The organism is Bacteroides finegoldii DSM 17565 (genome assembly GCF_000156195.1).
Lineage (GTDB): Bacteria > Bacteroidota > Bacteroidia > Bacteroidales > Bacteroidaceae > Bacteroides > Bacteroides finegoldii.
In genome coordinates this window covers 19,888-39,899 of record NZ_GG688317.1, presented here as the reverse complement: position 1 = coordinate 39,899, position 20,012 = coordinate 19,888, and the positions used below count along the sequence as shown (strand labels likewise).

16 protein-coding genes and 1 pseudogene are annotated in these 20,012 nt (G+C 43.2%); 13 read left to right on the top strand and 4 right to left on the bottom strand.

The annotated features are described in order from the left end of the window. Positions 1-745: 745 nt before the first annotated feature. Entirely contained in the window at positions 746-1,066 is a 321-nt protein-coding gene (locus BACFIN_RS19090; protein WP_149923660.1) for a hypothetical protein, read from the top strand. Between the two features lie 298 nt (positions 1,067-1,364). Here BACFIN_RS19090 and BACFIN_RS19095 read toward each other — a convergent pair whose 3' ends face one another. Further along, the gene (locus BACFIN_RS19095; RefSeq protein WP_007747554.1) at positions 1,365-1,868 is read right to left on the bottom strand and encodes an RNA polymerase sigma factor; all 504 of its coding nucleotides are present in this window, start codon (positions 1,866-1,868) and stop codon (positions 1,365-1,367) included. A 576-nt stretch (positions 1,869-2,444) separates the two neighbouring features. Here BACFIN_RS19095 and BACFIN_RS19100 point away from each other — a divergent pair. The 4 genes from BACFIN_RS19100 (at position 2,445) to BACFIN_RS19115 (ending at position 8,349) form a co-directional block, all read left to right on the top strand. After that, the gene (locus BACFIN_RS19100; RefSeq protein ID WP_007747553.1) at positions 2,445-3,149 is read left to right on the top strand and encodes a M15 family metallopeptidase; all 705 of its coding nucleotides are present in this window, start codon (positions 2,445-2,447) and stop codon (positions 3,147-3,149) included. Between the two features lie 49 nt (positions 3,150-3,198). After that, positions 3,199-4,389 (top strand): THUMP-like domain-containing protein, encoded by a 1,191-nt coding sequence (locus BACFIN_RS19105; protein ID WP_007747551.1) that lies wholly within the window; start codon positions 3,199-3,201, stop codon positions 4,387-4,389. A 121-nt stretch (positions 4,390-4,510) separates the two neighbouring features. Next, positions 4,511-7,321, top strand: coding sequence for a TonB-dependent receptor (locus BACFIN_RS19110; protein WP_032838997.1), 2,811 nt, complete (start codon positions 4,511-4,513; stop codon positions 7,319-7,321). A 95-nt stretch (positions 7,322-7,416) separates the two neighbouring features. Continuing rightward, entirely contained in the window at positions 7,417-8,349 is a 933-nt protein-coding gene (locus BACFIN_RS19115) for a metallophosphoesterase (protein WP_032839057.1), read from the top strand. Positions 8,350-8,454: 105 nt separating this feature from the next. Here BACFIN_RS19115 and BACFIN_RS19120 read toward each other — a convergent pair whose 3' ends face one another. Then, on the bottom strand, positions 8,455-10,305 hold the full coding sequence (locus BACFIN_RS19120) for a mechanosensitive ion channel family protein (protein ID WP_007747543.1): 1,851 nt from the start codon (positions 10,303-10,305) through the stop codon (positions 8,455-8,457). Positions 10,306-10,437: 132 nt separating this feature from the next. Between BACFIN_RS19120 and BACFIN_RS19125 the strand changes: the two genes are divergently transcribed. The 5 genes from BACFIN_RS19125 to BACFIN_RS19145 all read left to right on the top strand — a co-directional run bounded on the left by BACFIN_RS19125 (position 10,438) and on the right by BACFIN_RS19145 (position 16,665). Next, on the top strand, positions 10,438-11,430 hold the full coding sequence (locus BACFIN_RS19125) for a calcium/sodium antiporter (protein ID WP_022275655.1): 993 nt from the start codon (positions 10,438-10,440) through the stop codon (positions 11,428-11,430). 112 nt (positions 11,431-11,542) lie between these two features. Next, positions 11,543-12,679 (top strand): GNAT family N-acetyltransferase, encoded by a 1,137-nt coding sequence (locus BACFIN_RS19130; RefSeq protein WP_007747535.1) that lies wholly within the window; start codon positions 11,543-11,545, stop codon positions 12,677-12,679. 5 nt (positions 12,680-12,684) lie between these two features. Beyond that, a complete protein-coding gene (locus BACFIN_RS19135; protein ID WP_007747532.1) occupies positions 12,685-14,562 on the top strand; it encodes a DNA topoisomerase IV subunit B in 1,878 nt (625 codons plus the stop codon). Beyond that, complete coding sequence (gene coaD / locus BACFIN_RS19140) at positions 14,559-15,014, top strand: pantetheine-phosphate adenylyltransferase (protein WP_007747530.1); 456 nt, start codon at positions 14,559-14,561, stop codon at positions 15,012-15,014. Before BACFIN_RS19135 ends, coaD begins: the two co-directional genes overlap by 4 nt. Positions 15,015-15,081: 67 nt before the next feature. Beyond that, positions 15,082-16,665 (top strand): S41 family peptidase, encoded by a 1,584-nt coding sequence (locus BACFIN_RS19145; protein WP_007747528.1) that lies wholly within the window; start codon positions 15,082-15,084, stop codon positions 16,663-16,665. A 149-nt stretch (positions 16,666-16,814) separates the two neighbouring features. Here the strand turns inward: BACFIN_RS19145 and BACFIN_RS19150 are convergent, their stop codons facing one another. Beyond that, positions 16,815-18,383, bottom strand: a complete 1,569-nt coding sequence (locus BACFIN_RS19150) for an ATP-binding protein (RefSeq protein WP_032839056.1) — start codon at positions 18,381-18,383, stop codon at positions 16,815-16,817. A gap of 249 nt (positions 18,384-18,632) precedes the next feature. On the opposite strand from BACFIN_RS19150, the gene BACFIN_RS22455 reads away from it, so the two are divergent. Continuing rightward, entirely contained in the window at positions 18,633-18,770 is a 138-nt protein-coding gene (locus BACFIN_RS22455; protein WP_007747519.1) for a hypothetical protein, read from the top strand. A gap of 66 nt (positions 18,771-18,836) precedes the next feature. After that, the gene (locus BACFIN_RS19155) at positions 18,837-19,487 is read left to right on the top strand and encodes an HU family DNA-binding protein (protein WP_007747515.1); all 651 of its coding nucleotides are present in this window, start codon (positions 18,837-18,839) and stop codon (positions 19,485-19,487) included. Between the two features lie 78 nt (positions 19,488-19,565). On the opposite strand, the pseudogene BACFIN_RS23095 reads toward BACFIN_RS19155, so the two are convergent. Next, positions 19,566-19,748: pseudogene (locus BACFIN_RS23095) on the bottom strand (cytochrome C biogenesis protein CycH); the annotation flags it as partial. A gap of 5 nt (positions 19,749-19,753) precedes the next feature. Between BACFIN_RS23095 and BACFIN_RS23090 the strand changes: the two are divergent. Continuing rightward, positions 19,754-19,996 (top strand): hypothetical protein, encoded by a 243-nt coding sequence (locus BACFIN_RS23090; protein WP_229092709.1) that lies wholly within the window; start codon positions 19,754-19,756, stop codon positions 19,994-19,996. Positions 19,997-20,012: the final 16 nt, after the last annotated feature.

Genomic DNA, 20,012 nt, shown 5'->3' with positions numbered 1-20,012 from the left:
TTGACCTTGTCTGTGTCTTTGCCTCAGTATTCCTGCAAAAGGAATGCTGTGTTGACCATCTTTGTCCCTAACTTAAATTTTGAATACAATGGAACATTTGAGAAAAGTATTAGGTCAACCGAAAAGAAAATTCACATCTTGGGAGAAGGTTTATATTGGTTTTATGACAATCGTTCTATCGTGCAAAATAGTATTATATATTTTAGGCAGATTACAGAATGAGCTAAAAGACTAACGAGAGATTGCCATATCCAGGTGAATTCTTATCTCTAAGATATACGATAAAAACAGGTTCCCGACTTCAGTCAAAATATGGTCTTCTATGCTTGCCATTACATTGGGTTTGTCGCAAAATTATAAATTATTTGCGACAACATTATGCTTTATGCAAAACAAAAGAGGGTACTTAGCATTACTCCTAATGAGTTAAATAGCAATCTTTATTCCCTCTAATTCTGCGTAAACAATGCGTAAACAAACGGTTTCAGTTAGAGGTGTTTAGTGAGTTTTATAGGAGATAGTAAAATTCGCAACTATCTGATACTTAATTAAGATTAGTAAATCGAACTATCACAGAAAATCATCTTATCGTTCTCATAATCTGGAGGTCCCTGATTCAAGCCCAGGCTGGTCCACAAACTAAGAGGCTCATTCCTAAGGGAATAGAGTCTCTTTTAGTTTGTAGAACCTCACAGATATCACCCGTCCTTTCCAATTGGAAGCAGGACAAGAGATAGAGATAAGTGTGGAATATAGTCAAAATGCTCCTCCGGGCAGTGTACAATTAGTATGGTCACTTCCCAACTCGGCGAGCATCTCACCACAGCATTTGCTTGACAGGGTGAAAAAAGACGGAACTACACTAATACTCCTCAAATCAGCCGAGTCGTGGATGGATGCCATAGCACAGGCTACCGGATGTGTCTATAAAGGATTTTACTCGGTAGGACGCAATTGGATAGGTGGCATTCACTTCGTAAAAGAACATCCCCTGTTTAATGGACTGCCCACCAACACAGCTATGGGCCTTACCAAGCATTGGTGCACGAGGGAGATAAGAAATTAGGGTTCTATTTGGAAGGTGATGAAATGATTGTAGGCTCCTATCGTACTCCCCCCCCCTTTGCCTAGGTTCTACTTTGGGAATCATTCCTTATGGTAAAGGGAGAATAATCTACTCTACACTTGATGTTGTAGACAACTTACTGTCACAAGAACCGGCAGCCGAAGTGGCTAGAAAACTTTTTTGCAATATGCTTTCTATTAGTAACTGGTAAAGTAATCTGCAAACTAAAAGATGGGTAGCCTGCTCAGACTACCCATCTATAAATTATTAATGTAAACAGAAAACAATCTTCACCTATTTAGCGGAAATCTTTCAATTCTTCCTGTAACCTCTGACGAGTAAAGAAAATACGGCTTTTTACTGTTCCCAAAGGAAGATCTAGTTTTTCAGCAATCTCACGATACTTAAATCCGGATACGTGCATAGCAAACGGAACTCTATATTCTTTTGGAAGGGCATTAACCACACGGCGCATCTCTTTTAAATCATAAGCGCTCTCCGTACTTTCAAATCCTGAATCTTGTGGCAGGTTTATATGGTAGAGGTTATCAGTCTGATCGACGAACGTTTGGTCTCGTACCACTTTACGATAGTTATTAATAAAGATGTTGCGCATTATAGTGTACATCCATCCTTTGAAGTTTGTATCGGGGGTATATTTATCTTCGTTATCCAAGGCTTTTAATGAAGTTTCCTGCAACAAATCGTTTGCTTCTTCGCGATCGGTTGTTAATTTATAAGCGAAACGGAGCAATTCTTCCTGTACTCCTACCAGGTCTTTCTCGAAGCTTAAACTTTTCATATGCGTTACTTTTAATTTGTGAATACTTGTTTCAATTCGATGATGCAAGTTTACGAGAATTCGATGGAAGCAATGAACCGAGAATAAACATTTTTTAGGGGAAAATCTATCCGCCGACTATTTTTAGGTCATTTCTGATAGTTTTTGGGTGGTGTTCCGGTATGCCACACAACAAAAAATCCCATTTTGAAGTCACACTTGACTCAAAATGGGATAACACAAACAAACAATATTAGCGATTTTCACAAACAGCTGTCTTTTTTATATTCTAAAATTCATAAGACTGATTTAGATTATGTTACTAGAACATTTTTATTATGGATACAAATGTATTACTTTATCAGCACATTACAGGTAGGAAGGAGAAATAGTTATAAAAAAAAATCCATCCACATATAAAGAATAGTACATATACACAAATAATTATATACAAGGTAGGACTATCACCTGAGAATGAATATCTAAAAATCGCCCATTTCATCGGAAGAAAACGGGAATAAATTATATTTTAGATATAGCCTCATTTGCAAGCTAAAAGCAAAAAGAGTATCTTTGGCATACAAAATAAAAAGTATAATGATGATGCTGAAATGCTATCTGCCTATTCTCTACCTACTACTAACATGGTTCCCGTACATTTCCGGAGTACCCCCAAGAACCCCTCAACCTAAAAAAAGTTCGATGGCTCTATACATGGATTCTCTAGGATTGATAAACGTTACTGAGCTAGACAATAGTCTTGCTGTACAGCTAATGTACACACAGGATGATAACTTCACCGGGGAAGTCCTTTACGATAATCTGACAGAAGCTTATTTGCACCCGGACGCCGCATATGCTCTCGTGAAGGCACAAAGAGCTTTAAAGGAATTACACCCGTCTTATAGCCTCATCATTTACGATGCCGCCCGTCCAATGTCTGTACAGAAAAAAATGTGGAATGTAGTGAAAGGAACCTCCAAATACAAATACGTCTCCAATCCGAATCGGGGTGGTGGACTACATAATTATGGCTTAGCCGTGGATATCAGTATTCTGGATTCATTTGGACAACCATTGCCTATGGGGACGAAAGTAGACCATCTGGGTGTAGAAGCCCATATCACACAGGAAAACGAGCTGGTACGCAATGGAAAAATAAGCGAGACGGAACATCAGAACCGGTTACTACTACGGACAGTAATGAAAAAAGCCGGATTTCGTGCACTCCCCAGTGAATGGTGGCATTTCAATTATTGCAGCCGGGATGTAGCTAAACAGAAATATAAATTAATTCCATGACCGGCACCCCATCATTAATCACATTATCGTATCATATAACCATATCTTTATGTATATCTCCTCTGAAACCCGACTTTTTATCCGCGAACATTCAACAGACGATGTACGTACTCTTGCTTTACAAAGCAAAAAATATCCGGATGTAGATATGCCGGTTGCTATCACTCAGATTGCAGGACGGCAAATCGCCGCAGAAAAGATTCCATCGTGGAAAAAGATAGAAGATATAAGATATCCCAAGCACCTGTCCTTAGAACAATGTTCTTCGGAGATCACCGCCTATTACAAAGCCGGTCTCCTGCAAGGAGATTCCTTAACTGATCTGACCGGAGGATTCGGGGTAGATTGTTCATTCCTTGCCGAAAAATTCAAATCCGTCACTTATGTAGAACGACAAGAAGAATTGTGCGGAATAGCCGCACACAACTTCCACATATTGGGCCTAAACCACATTAATGTAAAGAACGAAGACGGAATAGCTCACTTGAAAGCAATGTCTCCGGTAGACTGTATCTTTCTCGATCCCGCCCGCCGCAATGAGCACGGAGGTAAAGCTGTCGCTATCTCCGACTGCGAGCCCGACGTAGCCGCACTCGAAGGACTCTTACTAAATAAGGCCAAGCAAGTAATGGTAAAGCTCTCCCCTATGCTCGACCTTTCATTGGCACTACGAGAACTGCAACAGACACAGGAAGTCCATATTATATCCGTCAATAACGAATGTAAGGAGTTACTGCTGATTCTCGGTCAGACAATACCGCAAGAAATCAAAATCCATTGTGTCAACCTCTCCACCAAAGGAGAGCAAGAAGGACAACACTTTACATTCACCCGAGAACAGGAACAATGCAGCCAATGCAACTACACAGATTCTTTAGATGAATATTTGTATGAGCCTAATGCCTCCCTTCTGAAAGCCGGAGCTTTCAAAAGCCTGTCATCCGCTTTTCCTATAAGGAAATTACACCCCAACAGTCATCTTTACACCTCCGACACCTTGATTGATAACTTTCCCGGAAGAATATTCCGGATTGTCAATCAATGCAGCTTCAATAAAAAAGAAAGCAAAGAATGTCTGGCCGACCTCAAGAAAGCAAACATCACCATCCGCAACTTCCCGGCTACGGTAGCCGAACTCCGTAAACGGATCAAGCTATCGGAAGGAGGAGATACTTATCTATTTGCCAGCACATTAAACAACGAACAGAAAGTCCTGATCCGCTGCGAGAAAATCAAGTAGACATCTCACATGCCGTAATATAAACGTAACATATTTGTTATGCGTTCTTCAACCAACTGTAAAAAGCAAGAAACGTCACCCCTCTACTTTTGCAGCAAATAATTAACGCACGCTAACATTTATGAAACGATTTATCAGATTACTCTCATTAGTTCTTTTAATTATGAGTACAAGCGGTAACACTCTTGCAGAAGAAAAAGTGAACGTAGTCAAACAAGGTACTATCCGCGGACGCATTGTGGATACTTCCAAACAGATTCTGCCGGGAGCCTCCATCTATATTGAAAAATTACACACCGGAGTAACAAGTGATATCAACGGTTACTACACATTTGCCAATCTTACTCCCGGCACATACACCGTAAAAGTAAGTTATGTAGGTTACTCTCCTGTCGAAATGAAGATAACCATTCCTGCCGGAAAGACACTCGAAAAAGATGTAGTGCTCAACGAAGGATTGGAACTGCAGGAAATAGTGGTAGGCGGTGCTTTCCAAGGACAACGCCGTGCCATCAATGCACAGAAAAACAATCTGGGAATCACTAATGTCGTTTCAGCCGACCAAGTCGGTAAATTCCCCGACTCTAATATCGGAGATGCGTTGAAACGTATCAATGGTATCAACGTACAATATGACCAAGGAGAAGCCCGCTTCGGACAAGTACGCGGAACTTCCGCCGACCTTAGTTCCGTAACCATCAACGGCAACCGCCTTCCTTCCGCTGAAGGTGATACGCGAAACGTTCAGCTCGACCTGATTCCCGCCGATATGATACAGACCATTGAAGTGAATAAAGTAGTTACTTCCGATATGGACGGAGACGCTATCGGAGGCTCCATCAATCTCGTCACGAAAAGCACTCCGTACAAACGTACTTTCAGTGCTACTGCCGGAACCGGATACAACTGGGTCAGTGAAAAAGCCCAATTGAATCTGGGGCTTACCTACGGTGATCGATTCTTCAATAATAAATTAGGAGTAATGGCCGCTATCTCCTACCAAAACGCTCCGGTAGGATCGGACGATGTGGAGTTCGAATATGATGTCAACAAGAAAGGAGAAGTAGTCATGGTAGAAGCACAAAAACGCCAATACTACGTAACCCGTGAACGCCAAAGCTACTCATTGGCCTTCGACTACGATATAAACCCGAACCACAGACTGACATTGCAGGGTATCTATAACCGCCGTCATGACTGGGAAAACCGTTACCGTGTCACTTATAAGGACCTGGACAAGACAGGACTGGATGACGAAGGTGAAATGCAACAATCCGCACAAATAGAAACTAAAGGAGGCACACCCAACAATAAAAATGCCCGTTTGGAACTACAGCAGACTATGGATTTCAGTCTGGGTGGAGAGCACCAATTCAGCAAACTATCTATGGATTGGGGAGCTTCTTACGCACGTGCCACCGAAGATCGTCCGAACGAAAGATATTTTAACCTGAAACAGGACTTTCTCGGATTCGACGTCGTAGATGCAGGCGACCGTTTTCCATACGTGACAACAGATGTAAGCCTCCACAATGGAAAAGCAGACGGTGAAAGAGGAAAATGGAAAGTAAAGGAACTGACCGAAAGCAATCAGGAAATCTATGAAAATGACCTGAAATTCAAAGTCAACTTCGAACTGCCTTTAACCAACGGTATCTACGGCAACAGTCTGAAGTTCGGAGCCAAATATGTTTCCAAGACAAAAGACCGTGACGTAATCTGCTACGACTACGCAGATGCATATAAAGACACCTACGATACAGAATACATGAACAATCTTACCAGTCAGATCCGAGACGGCTTCATGCCCGGCAGCCAATACAAAGCTACGGATTTCGTCTCCAAAGAATACTTAGGATCACTCAATCTGGCCAATATGGAAGGCGAGCAGGTTCTTGAAGAGTCTTCCGGCAATTACCACGCCAAAGAGAACGTCACTTCCGCTTTCTTCCGTTTCGACCAAAATCTCGGAAAGAAAATAAAGATGATGTTAGGACTCCGTATGGAAGCCACTCATATCAAATACAACGGCTGGAATTGGAACGTAGATGAAAACGAAGATGAAAGCCTCGAACCGACCGGTGAGCATAAAAACGACTATGTCAACTGGCTCCCCAGCGTCTTATTCAAATACGATGTAAACGACGATTTCAAAGTACGCGCATCTTTTACAGAAACATTAAGCCGTCCCAAATATTCGGCATTGATCCCGTGCGTGAATATCAACCGTAGCGACAACGAGCTGGTGATGGGTAATCCTGATTTAACTCCGACTATATCCTACAACTTCGATTTAAGTGCAGATTATTACTTTAAAAGTGTAGGTTTGGTCAGTGCAGGCATTTTCTACAAGAAAATCAACGATTTCATTGTAGACCAGGTAATAGGAGATTATACCTACCAGAATAACGAATACAAAAAATTCACTCAGCCCAAAAATGCAGGTGATGCAGATCTATTAGGCGTAGAACTTGCTTACCAACGTGATTTCAGTTTCATTGCTCCCGCACTGAAATGTATCGGATTCTACGGCACATACACCTATACCCACACTAAAGTGAACAACTTTAACTTCGAAGGACGTGAAAATGAAAAAGACTTGTCTCTTCCCGGTTCTCCGGAACACACAGCCAACGCCTCTCTCTATTTCGAGAAGAAAGGATTCAACGTACGTCTCTCTTATAACTACGCCTCCAGTTTTATCGATGAAATGGGAGAAGTTGCCGCACTAGACCGCTATTACGATGCTGTCAATTACATGGACTTGAACGCCAGCTATACGTTTGGGAAGAAAATAAAGACTACGTTCTATGCGGATGCCACCAATTTGCTGAACCAGCCGTTGCGTTATTATCAAGGCGTCAAAGACCGTACAATGCAGTCAGAACACTATGGAGTGAAGATTAACGCCGGAGTAAAAGTCAACTTCTGATACGGGCTGATTTGTTCCTTTTAAACCAACAGCCCCTCAAAAATCAAAACAATTGCATACATTTACAAACATCTAATATACAACAGAATATGAATATAAAGATTAAAGGTTTATTGATTCTAGCATTGATTTCCGTCTGTACATTCGCTCAGGCACAATTGACGGATTATTCTATATTTGATCAGAAGTTCAACTTCTATATAGCGAACGACTTGGGACGTAACGGATACTATGACCAAAAACCGATTGCCGAACTGATGGGTACGATGGGAGAAGAGGTCAGTCCCGAATTCGTCCTGGCTACCGGGGATATCCATCATTTCGAAGGAGTGCGCAGCGTGAACGACCCCTTATGGATGACCAACTACGAACTTATCTATTCTCATCCGGAATTGATGATTGATTGGTTTCCGATTTTGGGAAATCACGAATATCGCGGTAACACACAAGCTGTATTGGACTACACCAATATTAGCCGCCGTTGGACAATGCCCGACCGTTACTACACAAAGAGATTCGAAGAAGAAGGTACAACCATCCGTATCATTTGGATTGACACGACTCCTCTGATCGACAAATACCGCAAAGAGAATGATAAATACCCCGATGCCTGCAAACAGGATATCAACAAACAACTGGCATGGCTGGATTCTGTGCTGGCTAATGCCAAAGAAGACTGGATTATCGTAGCCGGACACCATCCTATCTACGCATACACCCCGAAAGAAGAAAGCGAACGGATGGACATGCAGAAACGTATAGACCCTCTCTTGCGCAAATATAAAGTAGATATGTATATCTGCGGACATATCCACAACTTCCAGCATATCCGCGTTCCGGAAAGTGACATCGACTATATTGTCAATTCCTCTGCATCACTGGCACGCAAAGTAAAGCCCATCGAAGGAACAAAATTCTGTAGTCCTGAACCGGGTTTCTCCATCTGCTCTATCAACAAGAAAGAACTTAATCTACGCATGATAGACAAGAAAGGAAATGTGCTTTATACAATCACCCGAAAGAAATAAGTTCTCTTAAAAAGATAAATTCTACTCTCAGAAAAAACACACGACATAGGGTGTCTCTTTCGTGATGAAAGGGACACTCTAACTATATATATCTATCGGTCACAGTCATTTCGGCTTACTTTCTTGGGCAGTCTTATCTGTAGGACTTGTATTTCTCAAATCATCTTTCGGAATCGTCGTCTCATTACCATCCCGCATAGCCATATAATGCGGTGACATGATTTCAATACCCGCCTCATTAAATTTATCCTGAATATTCTGATGCAGGTTTGAATAAATCTGAGGCATTTTATCAGCTTCCTTGATATAAGCATTCACCTGATATACCGGATACCAGTCACTTAAAGAAGTTTCCAGAACAAACGGACGCGGGTCGTCCACTACACCGGGAGTATTCAATGCCGCATCAATCAACAATTCATTTACTTTCCGCCAAGGGATATCATAACCAATGGACACCTCAGAATGAATAATCAGCCCGTATTCACGTGCTGACGTGCTATAATTCACGGTATGAGACGACATGACGAAAGAGTTGGGTACAGTGACCACCTCATTCTTAGGCGTACGGATACGGGTGACAAGCGGAGTTTTCTCAATAATGTTCCCTGTAGTATCATTCAACTGAATCCGATCTCCTATCTTGAACGGACGCATATAAGTAATCACCAATCCGGCAATGATGTTGCCGATAACCGTACTCGAACCGAGTGAGACAATCAAGCCGACAAACACCGATATTCCCTGAAACACTCCGGAGTTGGAACCCGGCAAGTAGGGATAAATCATCGCAATCATAAAGGCATAGAGCAGAAAACGGATAATATGGAACGTCGGCATTGCCCAATCCGGATAAAAGCCGTTGATCTTAAGACGCCCTCCCTCTACTTCACGTGCCAGATACAACACGAAACGCACCAGATATTTCACTGCATACCAGATCACAATAATGGTAAACAGTTTAGGAATGTAGTCAATGATACCGACAAAGATTCCACGAATCGGATTCCAGATATAACCGAGCAGACGATAAGCCAACCCTTCCGTCTGTGGGAAAATAATAAAAATCAGCGGTACGGTAAACAGTAATTGTAATCCCATAAGGATATACCGCCCTACACTGGCTAGAAAGACTAACAGATTCGCCTGCTTCTGTGCGTCCAACAATTCATATCCCTGAATCGACACCGGTTTTATCTTCGTATCTTTCAAGCGTAGAATGCGTACTTTCAACTTACGGAACAGCCAATTGGTAAGACGGAACAAAAAATACTGGCCTACAATCACCAATACAAAATAGAGAATACGTTTTGCCATTCGCCAAATCCCGTGTTCCGCCTTCATCTCGTGCAGTTTGTCAACAACGTTCTGCCGTCTCTCATTCGCCAGAGAATCGCGGGAAACGCCCTCCCATAAAGCGTCCTGATCCGTAAGGGACAGCAACACCTTATTGCCATACATCAAATCGGAAACAATATCCGAATGGTCTACAGAAACCGAATCGGGACGAAGATTGAAGCGCCTTCCCAATTCTTCAATGGCGCTACCGGTCATTTGCGCCCTTTGTTGAGGAGTATACCCACCCCGTTTTGTATAAAGATAAAATAAAGTGTCGCCATCCGCCACTACAGGAATACCTTTGGTAAACTGACGCAAAGAATCGATGCGTTGTCGTTGCCGGGCATACTTCACTGAATCGGCTGCGGCCATCTGAAGCTTCATCTGCTCCATCTCCATCCGCATATTCGCCTCATTAAGCCGGGCAGTCTCCAATGTCTTTTGCAAATTTGCCACATAAGCAGAGTCCGATCCCTGTTTCATAGAAGCATGTACACCGGTTATACTATCCCCCGCAAATATCTTTTTGACAGCCTGCTCCAACTGCGCCTGTGCCCCAATTGTTGCAAAAGACATCAACAATATCAGCACCAACCGCTTTATTTTATTTATTTCCATATTCTACTATTCAAATGATTACAAATTAAGGTTAATCCACTTCTTTTTTACTAAAACAGAGCAAACATACGGATTGTTTTTGACATTACAATTCCTAAATTGATTATCTTTGCAATTCAAACAGAAAAAGCTATGAATATATTATTTCTTATAGGAGGACTTATCCTCATTCTTCTAGGTGCCAACGGATTAACAGACGGTTCTGCCTCAGTAGCCAAACGCTTTCGCATTCCGCCTATCGTTATCGGGCTTACTATTGTCGCATTCGGAACTTCTGCCCCAGAACTGACGGTCAGCGTTTCTTCCGCTCTCAAAGGCAGTGCGGACATCGCTATCGGTAATGTAGTGGGAAGCAATATTTTCAATACATTGATGATCGTAGGCTGCACCGCCCTATTTGCCCCGATTGTCATCACCCGTAATACGCTCAGAAAAGAAATACCGCTCTGCATACTCTCTTCAATCATTTTACTGGTTTGTGCCAACGATGTCTTTCTGGACAAGGCATCAGAGAACATTCTAAATAGAGTAGACGGTCTGTTATTGCTTTGCTTTTTCGCCATCTTTATGGGATATACATTTGCTATCGCTTCCTCTGGTCCTTCCAAGCCTATAACGGACAATGCGCAGCCAGCCGAGCACTCCGCCGAAGAAGAGGAAATCAAATCGCTCCCCTGGTGGAAATCCACTCTATATATCATCGGCGGTCTAGCTGCACTTATATACGGAGGACAGTTATTTGTCGATGGAGCCACTGGTATTGCCCGCAGTCTGGGAGTCAGTGAATCGATTATCGGCCTGACTTTGGTAGCGGGAGGCACTTCTCTGCCCGAACTTGCCACTTCCATCGTTGCCGCATTGAAGAAAAATCCGGAGATTGCCATCGGTAATGTAATAGGAAGCAATCTTTTCAATATCTTCTTCGTATTGGGATGCAGTGCAAGTATCACCCCGCTCCATCTTAGCGGAATTACTAACTTCGACTTATTCACATTAGTAGGTTCCGGTATCCTGCTCTGGTTCTTCGGGCTATTCTTCGCCAAACGAACGATTACACGAATAGAGGGAAGTATCATGGTGGTTTGCTATATAGCTTATACATTAGTATTGATTTACAATACCTAAACCATCCGTCAATTTTTGGCAGCTCATCCCCCGTACACAGTTTTTGCCGTCCTGCGCGTTGTAATTTAAAGATTATCACGTATCTTTGCTTCCTGAATCATAAATACGAGATATGGCTATTACAATCAAGAAAGTCTCTACGAAGAGAGAACTTAAGAAATTTATTCGTTTCAATTACAGGATGTATAAGGATAACCCCTATTCCGTGCCCGACCTGTATGACGATATGCTTAACACATTCAACAAGAAGAAAAACGCAGCGTTCGAGTTCTGTGAAGCCGATTACTTCCTCGCCTACCAAGACGATAAGATAGTAGGTCGTGTAGCCGCTATCATCAACAACCGCGCTAACGAAAAATGGGGTTCCAAGAACGTCCGTTTCGGATGGATTGATTTCATCGACGACCCGGAAGTATCCTCCGCACTGATAAGAACCGTAGAAGATTGGGGGAAGGAACGGGGCATGACTCACATTGTCGGACCTCTCGGATTTACCGACTTCGACGCAGAAGGTATGCTGGTGGAAGGTTTCGACCAACTCAGCACGATGGCCACCATCTACAACCATCCCTACTATCCGGTACACATGGAGAAACTCGGTTTCGAGAAAGATGCCGACTGGGTAGAATACAAAATCTACATACCGGAGACCATCCCCGACAAACATAAGCGTATCTCCGAACTGATTCAACGCAAATATAACCTCAAGATAAAGAAATATACCTCCGGAAAGAAAATAGCCAAAGACTATGGACAGAAGATATTCGAACTGATGAACGAAGCTTATAGTCCCCTCTACGGATATTCACCTCTGACCCAAAAGCAAATTGATCAGTATGTAAGAATGTATCTGCCTATTCTCGATTTGCGCATGGTAACCCTCATCACCGACGCCAACGACGAACTGGTCTGCGTAGGAATCTCCATGCCATCCCTTGCCGAAGCCCTGCAAAAATCGCACGGGCGGTTGTTGCCTTTAGGATGGTTCTATCTGCTAAAAGCATTATTCATGAAACGTCGTGCCAAAATGCTTGATTTACTACTCGTTGCCGTGAAACCCGAATATCAGAATAAAGGTGTTAACGCTTTGTTATTTTCCGATTTAATTCCGGTTTATCAAAAATTAGGTTTTATCTTTGCAGAAAGCAACCCCGAACTGGAACTGAACGGAAAAGTCCAGGCACAATGGGATTACTTTGATACTCAACAACATAAGCGCCGCCGTGCGTTCATTAAAGAGATAAAATAAAAGCTATGGAAGAGAACGAATTGATACCTGTAGACAACAACGATGCAGTAGAGTACACTGACGACAACATCCGCCACTTGAGCGACATGGAACATGTCCGCACACGTCCCGGTATGTATATCGGTAGACTGGGCGACGGCGCGCACGCCGAAGACGGAATCTATGTCCTCCTGAAAGAAGTAATTGACAACAGTATTGACGAGTTCAAAATGCAGGCCGGTAAGAAAATCGAAATCATTGTCGAGGAGAATCTTCGTGTCAGCGTTCGCGACTACGGACGAGGCATTCCGCAAGGAAAACTGATTGAAGCTGTCAGTATGCTGAATACAGGCGGCAAATACGACAGCAAGGCTTTCAAAAAAAGTGTCGGACTGAATGGAGTCGGTGTAAAAGCTGTCAATGCCCTCAGTTCCCGTTTCGAGGTACGAAGCTACCGCGACGGCAAGGTACGTATCGCCACTTTCTCCAAAGGAGAGTTGCTGGCGGACGAGACACAGAACACCGAAGAGGACAACGGAACTTATATCTTCTTCGAACCGGACAATACATTATTCCTGAATTACAGCTTCAAACCCGAATTTATCGAGACAATGCTGCGCAACTACACGTATCTCAATACGGGACTTGCCATCATTTATAACGGACACCGTATTCTGTCGCGCAACGGTCTGGTAGACCTTTTGAACGACAACATGACGGCAACCGGACTTTACCCGATCATCCATCTGAAAGGGGAAGATATCGAAATCGCCTTCACTCATACCGGACAATACGGAGAAGAATACTACTCTTTCGTCAACGGTCAGCATACTACTCAAGGAGGTACGCATCAGAGTGCTTTCAAGGAGCATATCGCCCGTACCATTAAAGAGTTCTTCAACAAGAACATGGACTATACCGATATCCGCAACGGATTGGTTGCCGCCATTGCCGTCAATGTGGAAGAACCGATCTTCGAGAGCCAGACCAAGACCAAACTGGGTTCTACCAATATGGCTCCCGGTGGTATCACAGTCAACAAGTATGTAGGTGATTTCATCAAACTGGAAGTCGATAACTTCCTGCACAAGAATGCGGACATAGCCGAAACGATACAACAAAAGATACAGGAGTCGGAAAAGGAACGTAAAGCCATCGCAGGCGTGACGAAACTTGCCCGCGAACGTGCGAAGAAAGCCAACCTTCACAACCGCAAGTTGCGCGATTGCCGCATTCATCTGAACGACCCGAAAGGAAAAGGACTGGAAGAAGAATCTTGCATCTTTATCACTGAGGGAGACTCTGCAAGCGGCTCCATCACCAAAAGCCGTGACGTGACTACCCAAGCTGTATTCAGCCTTCGCGGTAAACCGTTGAACTCGTTCGGACTGACCAAGAAGGTAGTTTACGAAAATGAGGAGTTCAACCTTCTTCAAGCTGCCCTTAATATAGAGGATGGTTTGGACGGGTTGCGTTACAACAAGGTAATCGTAGCAACCGATGCCGATGTGGACGGTATGCACATCCGTCTGCTGATGATTACTTTCTTCCTGCAATTCTTCCCCGATCTCATCAAGAAAGGGCATGTATATATCCTGCAAACTCCTTTGTTCCGCGTACGCAACAAGAAAAAGACCATTTATTGTTATTCTGACGAAGAACGTATCAACGCCATTGAAGAGCTAAGCCCGAATCCGGAAATCACACGATTCAAAGGTCTGGGAGAGATCTCACCGGACGAATTCAAGCACTTTATCGGTAAGGATATGCGTTTGGAACAGGTAACTTTGCGCAAGACGGACGCAGTGAAAGAACTGCTTGAATTCTACATGGGTAAGAATACTATGGAACGACAAAACTTTATTATAGACAATCTGGTTATAGAAGAAGACTTGGCATCATGAGAAAAGCAATATTTCCGGGTACATTCGACCCCTTCACCATCGGACATTATTCGGTAGTGAAACGTGCACTTACCTTTATGGACGAAATCGTGATAGGAATCGGTATCAATGAGAACAAAAACACGTACTTCCCCATTGAAAAAAGGGAACAGATGATCCGGGAACTTTACAAAGACGAGCCTCGTATACAAGTAATGTCGTACAACTGTCTGACTATCGATTTTGCACAGGAAGTAGGCGCTAAGTTTATCGTTCGTGGCATTCGTACGGTGAAAGACTTCGAATATGAAGAGACAATTGCCGACATCAACCGTAAGCTGGCAGGCATTGAAACCATCTTACTTTTCACTGAACCCGAACAGACTTGTGTCAGCTCCACGATTGTACGCGAATTATTAACTTACAACAAAGATATCAGCCAGTTTATTCCCGAAGGAATGGTGATAAGTTGAGAGTTGAGAATGGAGAGTTGAGAATGATGTAGACGTATCCGGCAATTATATTATATAAAGTAAGATTATGAATAGAATGAAAATATACGTCCTCTTAGTTTGTCTGGGGACAATACTTACAGTACAAGCTCAGAACTTCGGTTCGGCTGCTATGCGTAAGTTGCAAATGGCAGAGTTTGCAATCTCCAATTTCTATGTGGACAAAGTAGATGAAGACAAGTTGGTAGAAGAAGCCATCATCAAGATGTTGGCACAACTCGATCCGCACTCTACTTACTCGGATGCAGAGGAAGTGAAGAAAATGAACGAACCGCTCCAAGGTAACTTCGAGGGTATCGGAGTACAATTCCAGATGATAGAAGACACCCTGTTGGTGGTACAGCCTGTCAGCAACGGACCTTCCGAGAAAGTCGGTATCCTTGCCGGTGACCGCATCATTGCCGTGAACGACAGCGCTATTGCCGGGGTGAAAATGAGTACGGAAGATATCATGAAGCGTCTTCGTGGCCCGAAAGGTTCGAAAGTCAATCTGACAATCGTTCGTCGCGGTGTAAAGGAGCCTTTATTGTTTACAGTAAAGAGAGATAAGATACCTATCCTTAGTCTCGACGCCTCTTATATGATTCAACCTAAAACGGGTTATATCCGTATCAACCGCTTCGGAGCAACAACTGCCGAAGAGTTCAAAAAAGCAATGAAGGACCTCCAGAAGAAAGGAATGAAAGATATGATTCTTGACCTGCAAGGAAACGGAGGCGGTTATCTCAATGCAGCCATTGACCTTGCCAACGAATTCTTGGGACAAAAAGAACTGATTGTATATACCGAAGGTAGGACCGCCAAGCGTAGTGATTTCTATGCCAAAGGTAACGGAGACTTCCGTAATGGCCGCCTCATCATATTGGTGGACGAGTATACAGCTTCCGCCAGCGAAATTGTCAGCGGTGCGGTACAGGATTGGGACAGAGGAATTATTGTAGGCCGCCGTTCTTTCGGCAAAGGCTTGGTGCAACGTCCTATCGATTTGCCGGATGGTTCTATGATTCGTCTGACTATCGCCCGTTACTATACTCCATCGGGACGTTCTATCCAAAAGCCGTATGGCAGTACGGTCGATTACAACAAAGACCTCATCGACCGTTTCAATCATGGTGAACTGATGAATGCCGACAGCATTCACTTCCCGGATTCATTAAAGGTACAGACTAAAAAACTAGGACGTACTGTGTATGGAGGTGGTGGTATCATGCCCGATTATTTCGTACCAATCGATACGACATTGTATACGGATTATCACCGGAACCTGGTAGGCAAAGGGGTTATCATCAAATTTACCATGCAGTTTATTGAGGAACACCGGAAAGAATTAGCTAACAAGTATAAGAAGTTCGAATCATTCAACGAGAAGTTTGTCATTGACGATAATATGTTGGCTACTTTGCGGGAGATGGGCGAGAAAGAGGGTGTGAAGTTCAATGAAGAACAATATCAGAAAGCACTCCCACTTATCAAAACGCAGCTCAAAGCACTGATTGCCCGCGACCTTTGGGACATGACCGAATATTTCCGGGTAATGAACACAACGAACGAAAGTGTACAAAAGGCTTTGGAAATACTGAATTCGGATGAATACGGGAAGAAGTTGAAATAAACAAGAACTTCTTCTCTCCTATATAGAAAAATCACTTTTCTCTATCACCTATCACCGACGGCAATCAAACACCTTATTCATCGGGGTTTCCGGCGGTGATAGGTTGTTTTTTAACCTATCACCTATACCTGTCACTTATCACCGTCCAGTCACTCCGCCAACCACCGTTCAATGTTACGTTGTTCGTCACTGAAGCTTACACCTATTTTATATAATGTCCGTGAATCGGAAGCAAAAGCGTCGGCATACCCTTTCTCATTGATTTGTGCCAAAGCCTCCTCAGCAGTAGCCCCCTGCTTGAACTCCATCACATAGATAAACTTATCGGTTTTCAAGACCAAATCAATACGTCCGCGAGAAGTGTGATACTCCACCTGAGTATAGAAACCCGCCAAACGAAAGACAATGAAAAGAACATTCTGGAAGAAAAGTTCAACATTGCGTACCGGATCCTGACCGACAATGACTTCGTACGGAGCATCTGCAAAGAAACTTTGCAGACGATGGAAGAAACCGTCAATATTACCATTACGTACTTCTCCCACAAATCTACGAATTTCGAACGGTGCCTCCGCCTCACTCTTATCGATATAGAAAGGCATCAGATATTTCACGAATCCCTCTTCCACCTCACGATTGGGATAATCCAACGTATAAAGACCGAATTCCGGGTCGTAGTCTTTGATAGTCAAATAGCCACTCTGATAAATGACAGGTATGGGATTTGTGCCTTCGGAATCAATGCTGTCCAACACATCTTCCGTAACTTCCACCTTTTCAATCTCTTCAAGACGGTAATGATGTTTCTTCAATAAGTAGACAAGATAAGAAGGAGTGCCTGTGGCAAACCAATAACTGCCGAACGCCATTGCATCAAAAGTATTGAGCAGGCTGAAAGGATTGTAAATGCCGGGCGTGTTGAAATTGAAATGATATCCGTCGTAGCGTTTCTGCACTTCAAGACAAACGGTCTCATAATCCAATCCTTGTACATCGGCAAGGGTATGCAGGTCTTTGTCAAAATAACGATGCAGTTCCTTGTCTGTAATGCCGCAAATATCAATATAATCACGGCGCATGGAGATATCCTTCAGATTGTTCAGGTCGCTGAACACACTCACCTTTCCAAATTTGGTCACGCCTGTCAGGAAACCAAGTTTGATGTATCCGTCCATCGTTTTCAGTACGCCATAGAAAGGTTTCAGCGTATTACGGTACTCCTTCTGCAACTCTTCGTTGCCGATAGCCTGCAACATAGGTTTGTCGTATTCATCCACAAGGATGGCGACACGGTGACCGGTCTGCTCCACCGCACGCTGTACGATTCCTTTAAAGCGGAGGGCAAGAGTCGTTTCACTAGGTCCCGTACCATACTGTTCCTCCCAAACAGTCAAAGCATTGTCCAATATTTTGTCCAGGCTGTCCGGTGCATCATACTTCCCGATATTCAAGTCTAGATGCAAAACGGGACGTACCGTCCAATTCTGTTCCAGTTGTTCTATCGCCAGCCCTTCAAACAATTCCCGCTTTCCACGAAAGTAAGCTTCCAATGTAGAAAGCAGCAGGCTTTTGCCGAAACGACGCGGACGACTGAGAAAATAATAGCTTCCGGTAGTCACTAATTTATAAATCAACGCTGTCTTATCTACGTAAATATAGCCATCCCTACGCAACTTCTCAAAGCTCTGTATGCCGATAGGGTAAATCCTCTGCTTCATTATCTGTTTCTCCTTTCCATTCATTAGCGTATGACACGTTGTACAAAGATAGGACTTTTTTTCTAAGAAAAGCCCATCCGACTATGAAATCACCGGTATATCACATGAAACATACGGGACGAATTACTCAAACAAGCGGAAATCATTTGCTTTTCTCCCTTATATAGTTTACCTTTGAGGTCGATATAGTCTATTCTTCACGGCCATGAAGATTTCCTACCACAGCCGTGAGAAGATCCTACCACGCCCATGAAGAGATCTCGTCACGGCCGTGACAAACTAATGATAAAGGCTCCGGAAGGCAACTATCCTTATACCTTAATCCAACAACAAAGGCAGGACAATGTATATATAAAGCCACTTGGCGGCAAACAGGCAGTAGCTTGACAGAAAGTAAGCAGTAGCTCTACACCAAGCAAGCGACAGCTATATAACAATAAAAACAAAGATACAATGGCAATACAATTTGAATTGTACAAAACGCCCCACCCGAAGGATGAGGAAAACAAGGAAACATACCACGCACGTGTGGTCAACTTCCAACACATCGACACGGATTATCTGGCAAAGGAAATCCAAATGGCCACTTCTCTGACCGAAGGGGATGTAAAGTCGGTACTCGAATCACTGAGCCACTTCATGGGCTATCGTCTCCGCGAAGGAGAAAGCGTTCATCTGGATGGTATCGGTTATTTCCAGGTTAAGCTGAACAGCCAGGAACCGATCACTTCGCCCAAGCTGAAAGCGAATCAGATAAAGCTAAAAGCCAACATCTGTTTCAAGGCAGACGCCAAGTTGAAAAGGTCTGTCAGTGTCGTCCATGTGGAGCGTAGCAAACTAAGAAACCATTCCGCTTCCCTTTCGAATGAAAAGATAGACAAGTTGCTGACGAATTACTTCAACGATAAACCTATGTTAACCCGCATCGATTTTCAAAGGTTATGCGGATTTACCTCCACCACGGCCGCCCGCCATATCAAACGACTGAAAGAAGAAAAGAAATTGAATAATATCCATACGTATTATAACCCGATTTATGTACCAATGCCGGGATATTACGGCAAGGCGGAAATAAAAGAGGATGAAACAAATGCCATAAAGTAAAGACTATAATAGAATGAGAGATACCTTGCGGCGAGGTATCTCTCAATTATTTATATCCCCCATTCATAAGACCTACATTCAATTATTCTTATTAATCAAATTGATTACTACCTTCACCATCACGTCCTTTTCTTCCGTCCGGCTTTCAGCAATCATTAACGTAAGTGCTACGAGCATATTGTTACCGATTAACTTCGAACCATCAGATTTATACAGTATACCGTTCTTCTCCAGAAACCAAAGGAACAGAAAAGCGGCAATTGTTTGTGTTCGATGACGTTAGAAAGAAGACGTACGGTGCTCTTCAAGTCTGCCATTTGCGCCTGTGTCAGCCACACCGTCTCATTCTCCAACTTCACATCAATGGAAGTTTTCCCATCCTTTGTCTGATAAATGACAATCTTTCCTCTATTGTCGATAAAATGCTTCCTTATTTACGCATTGTGTCCGTCCATTGCTACGAAGGTAATGGACGGACACACAAATGTACAGCTTTCAAAAAGAAATAAAGAATATAAAGCTGCT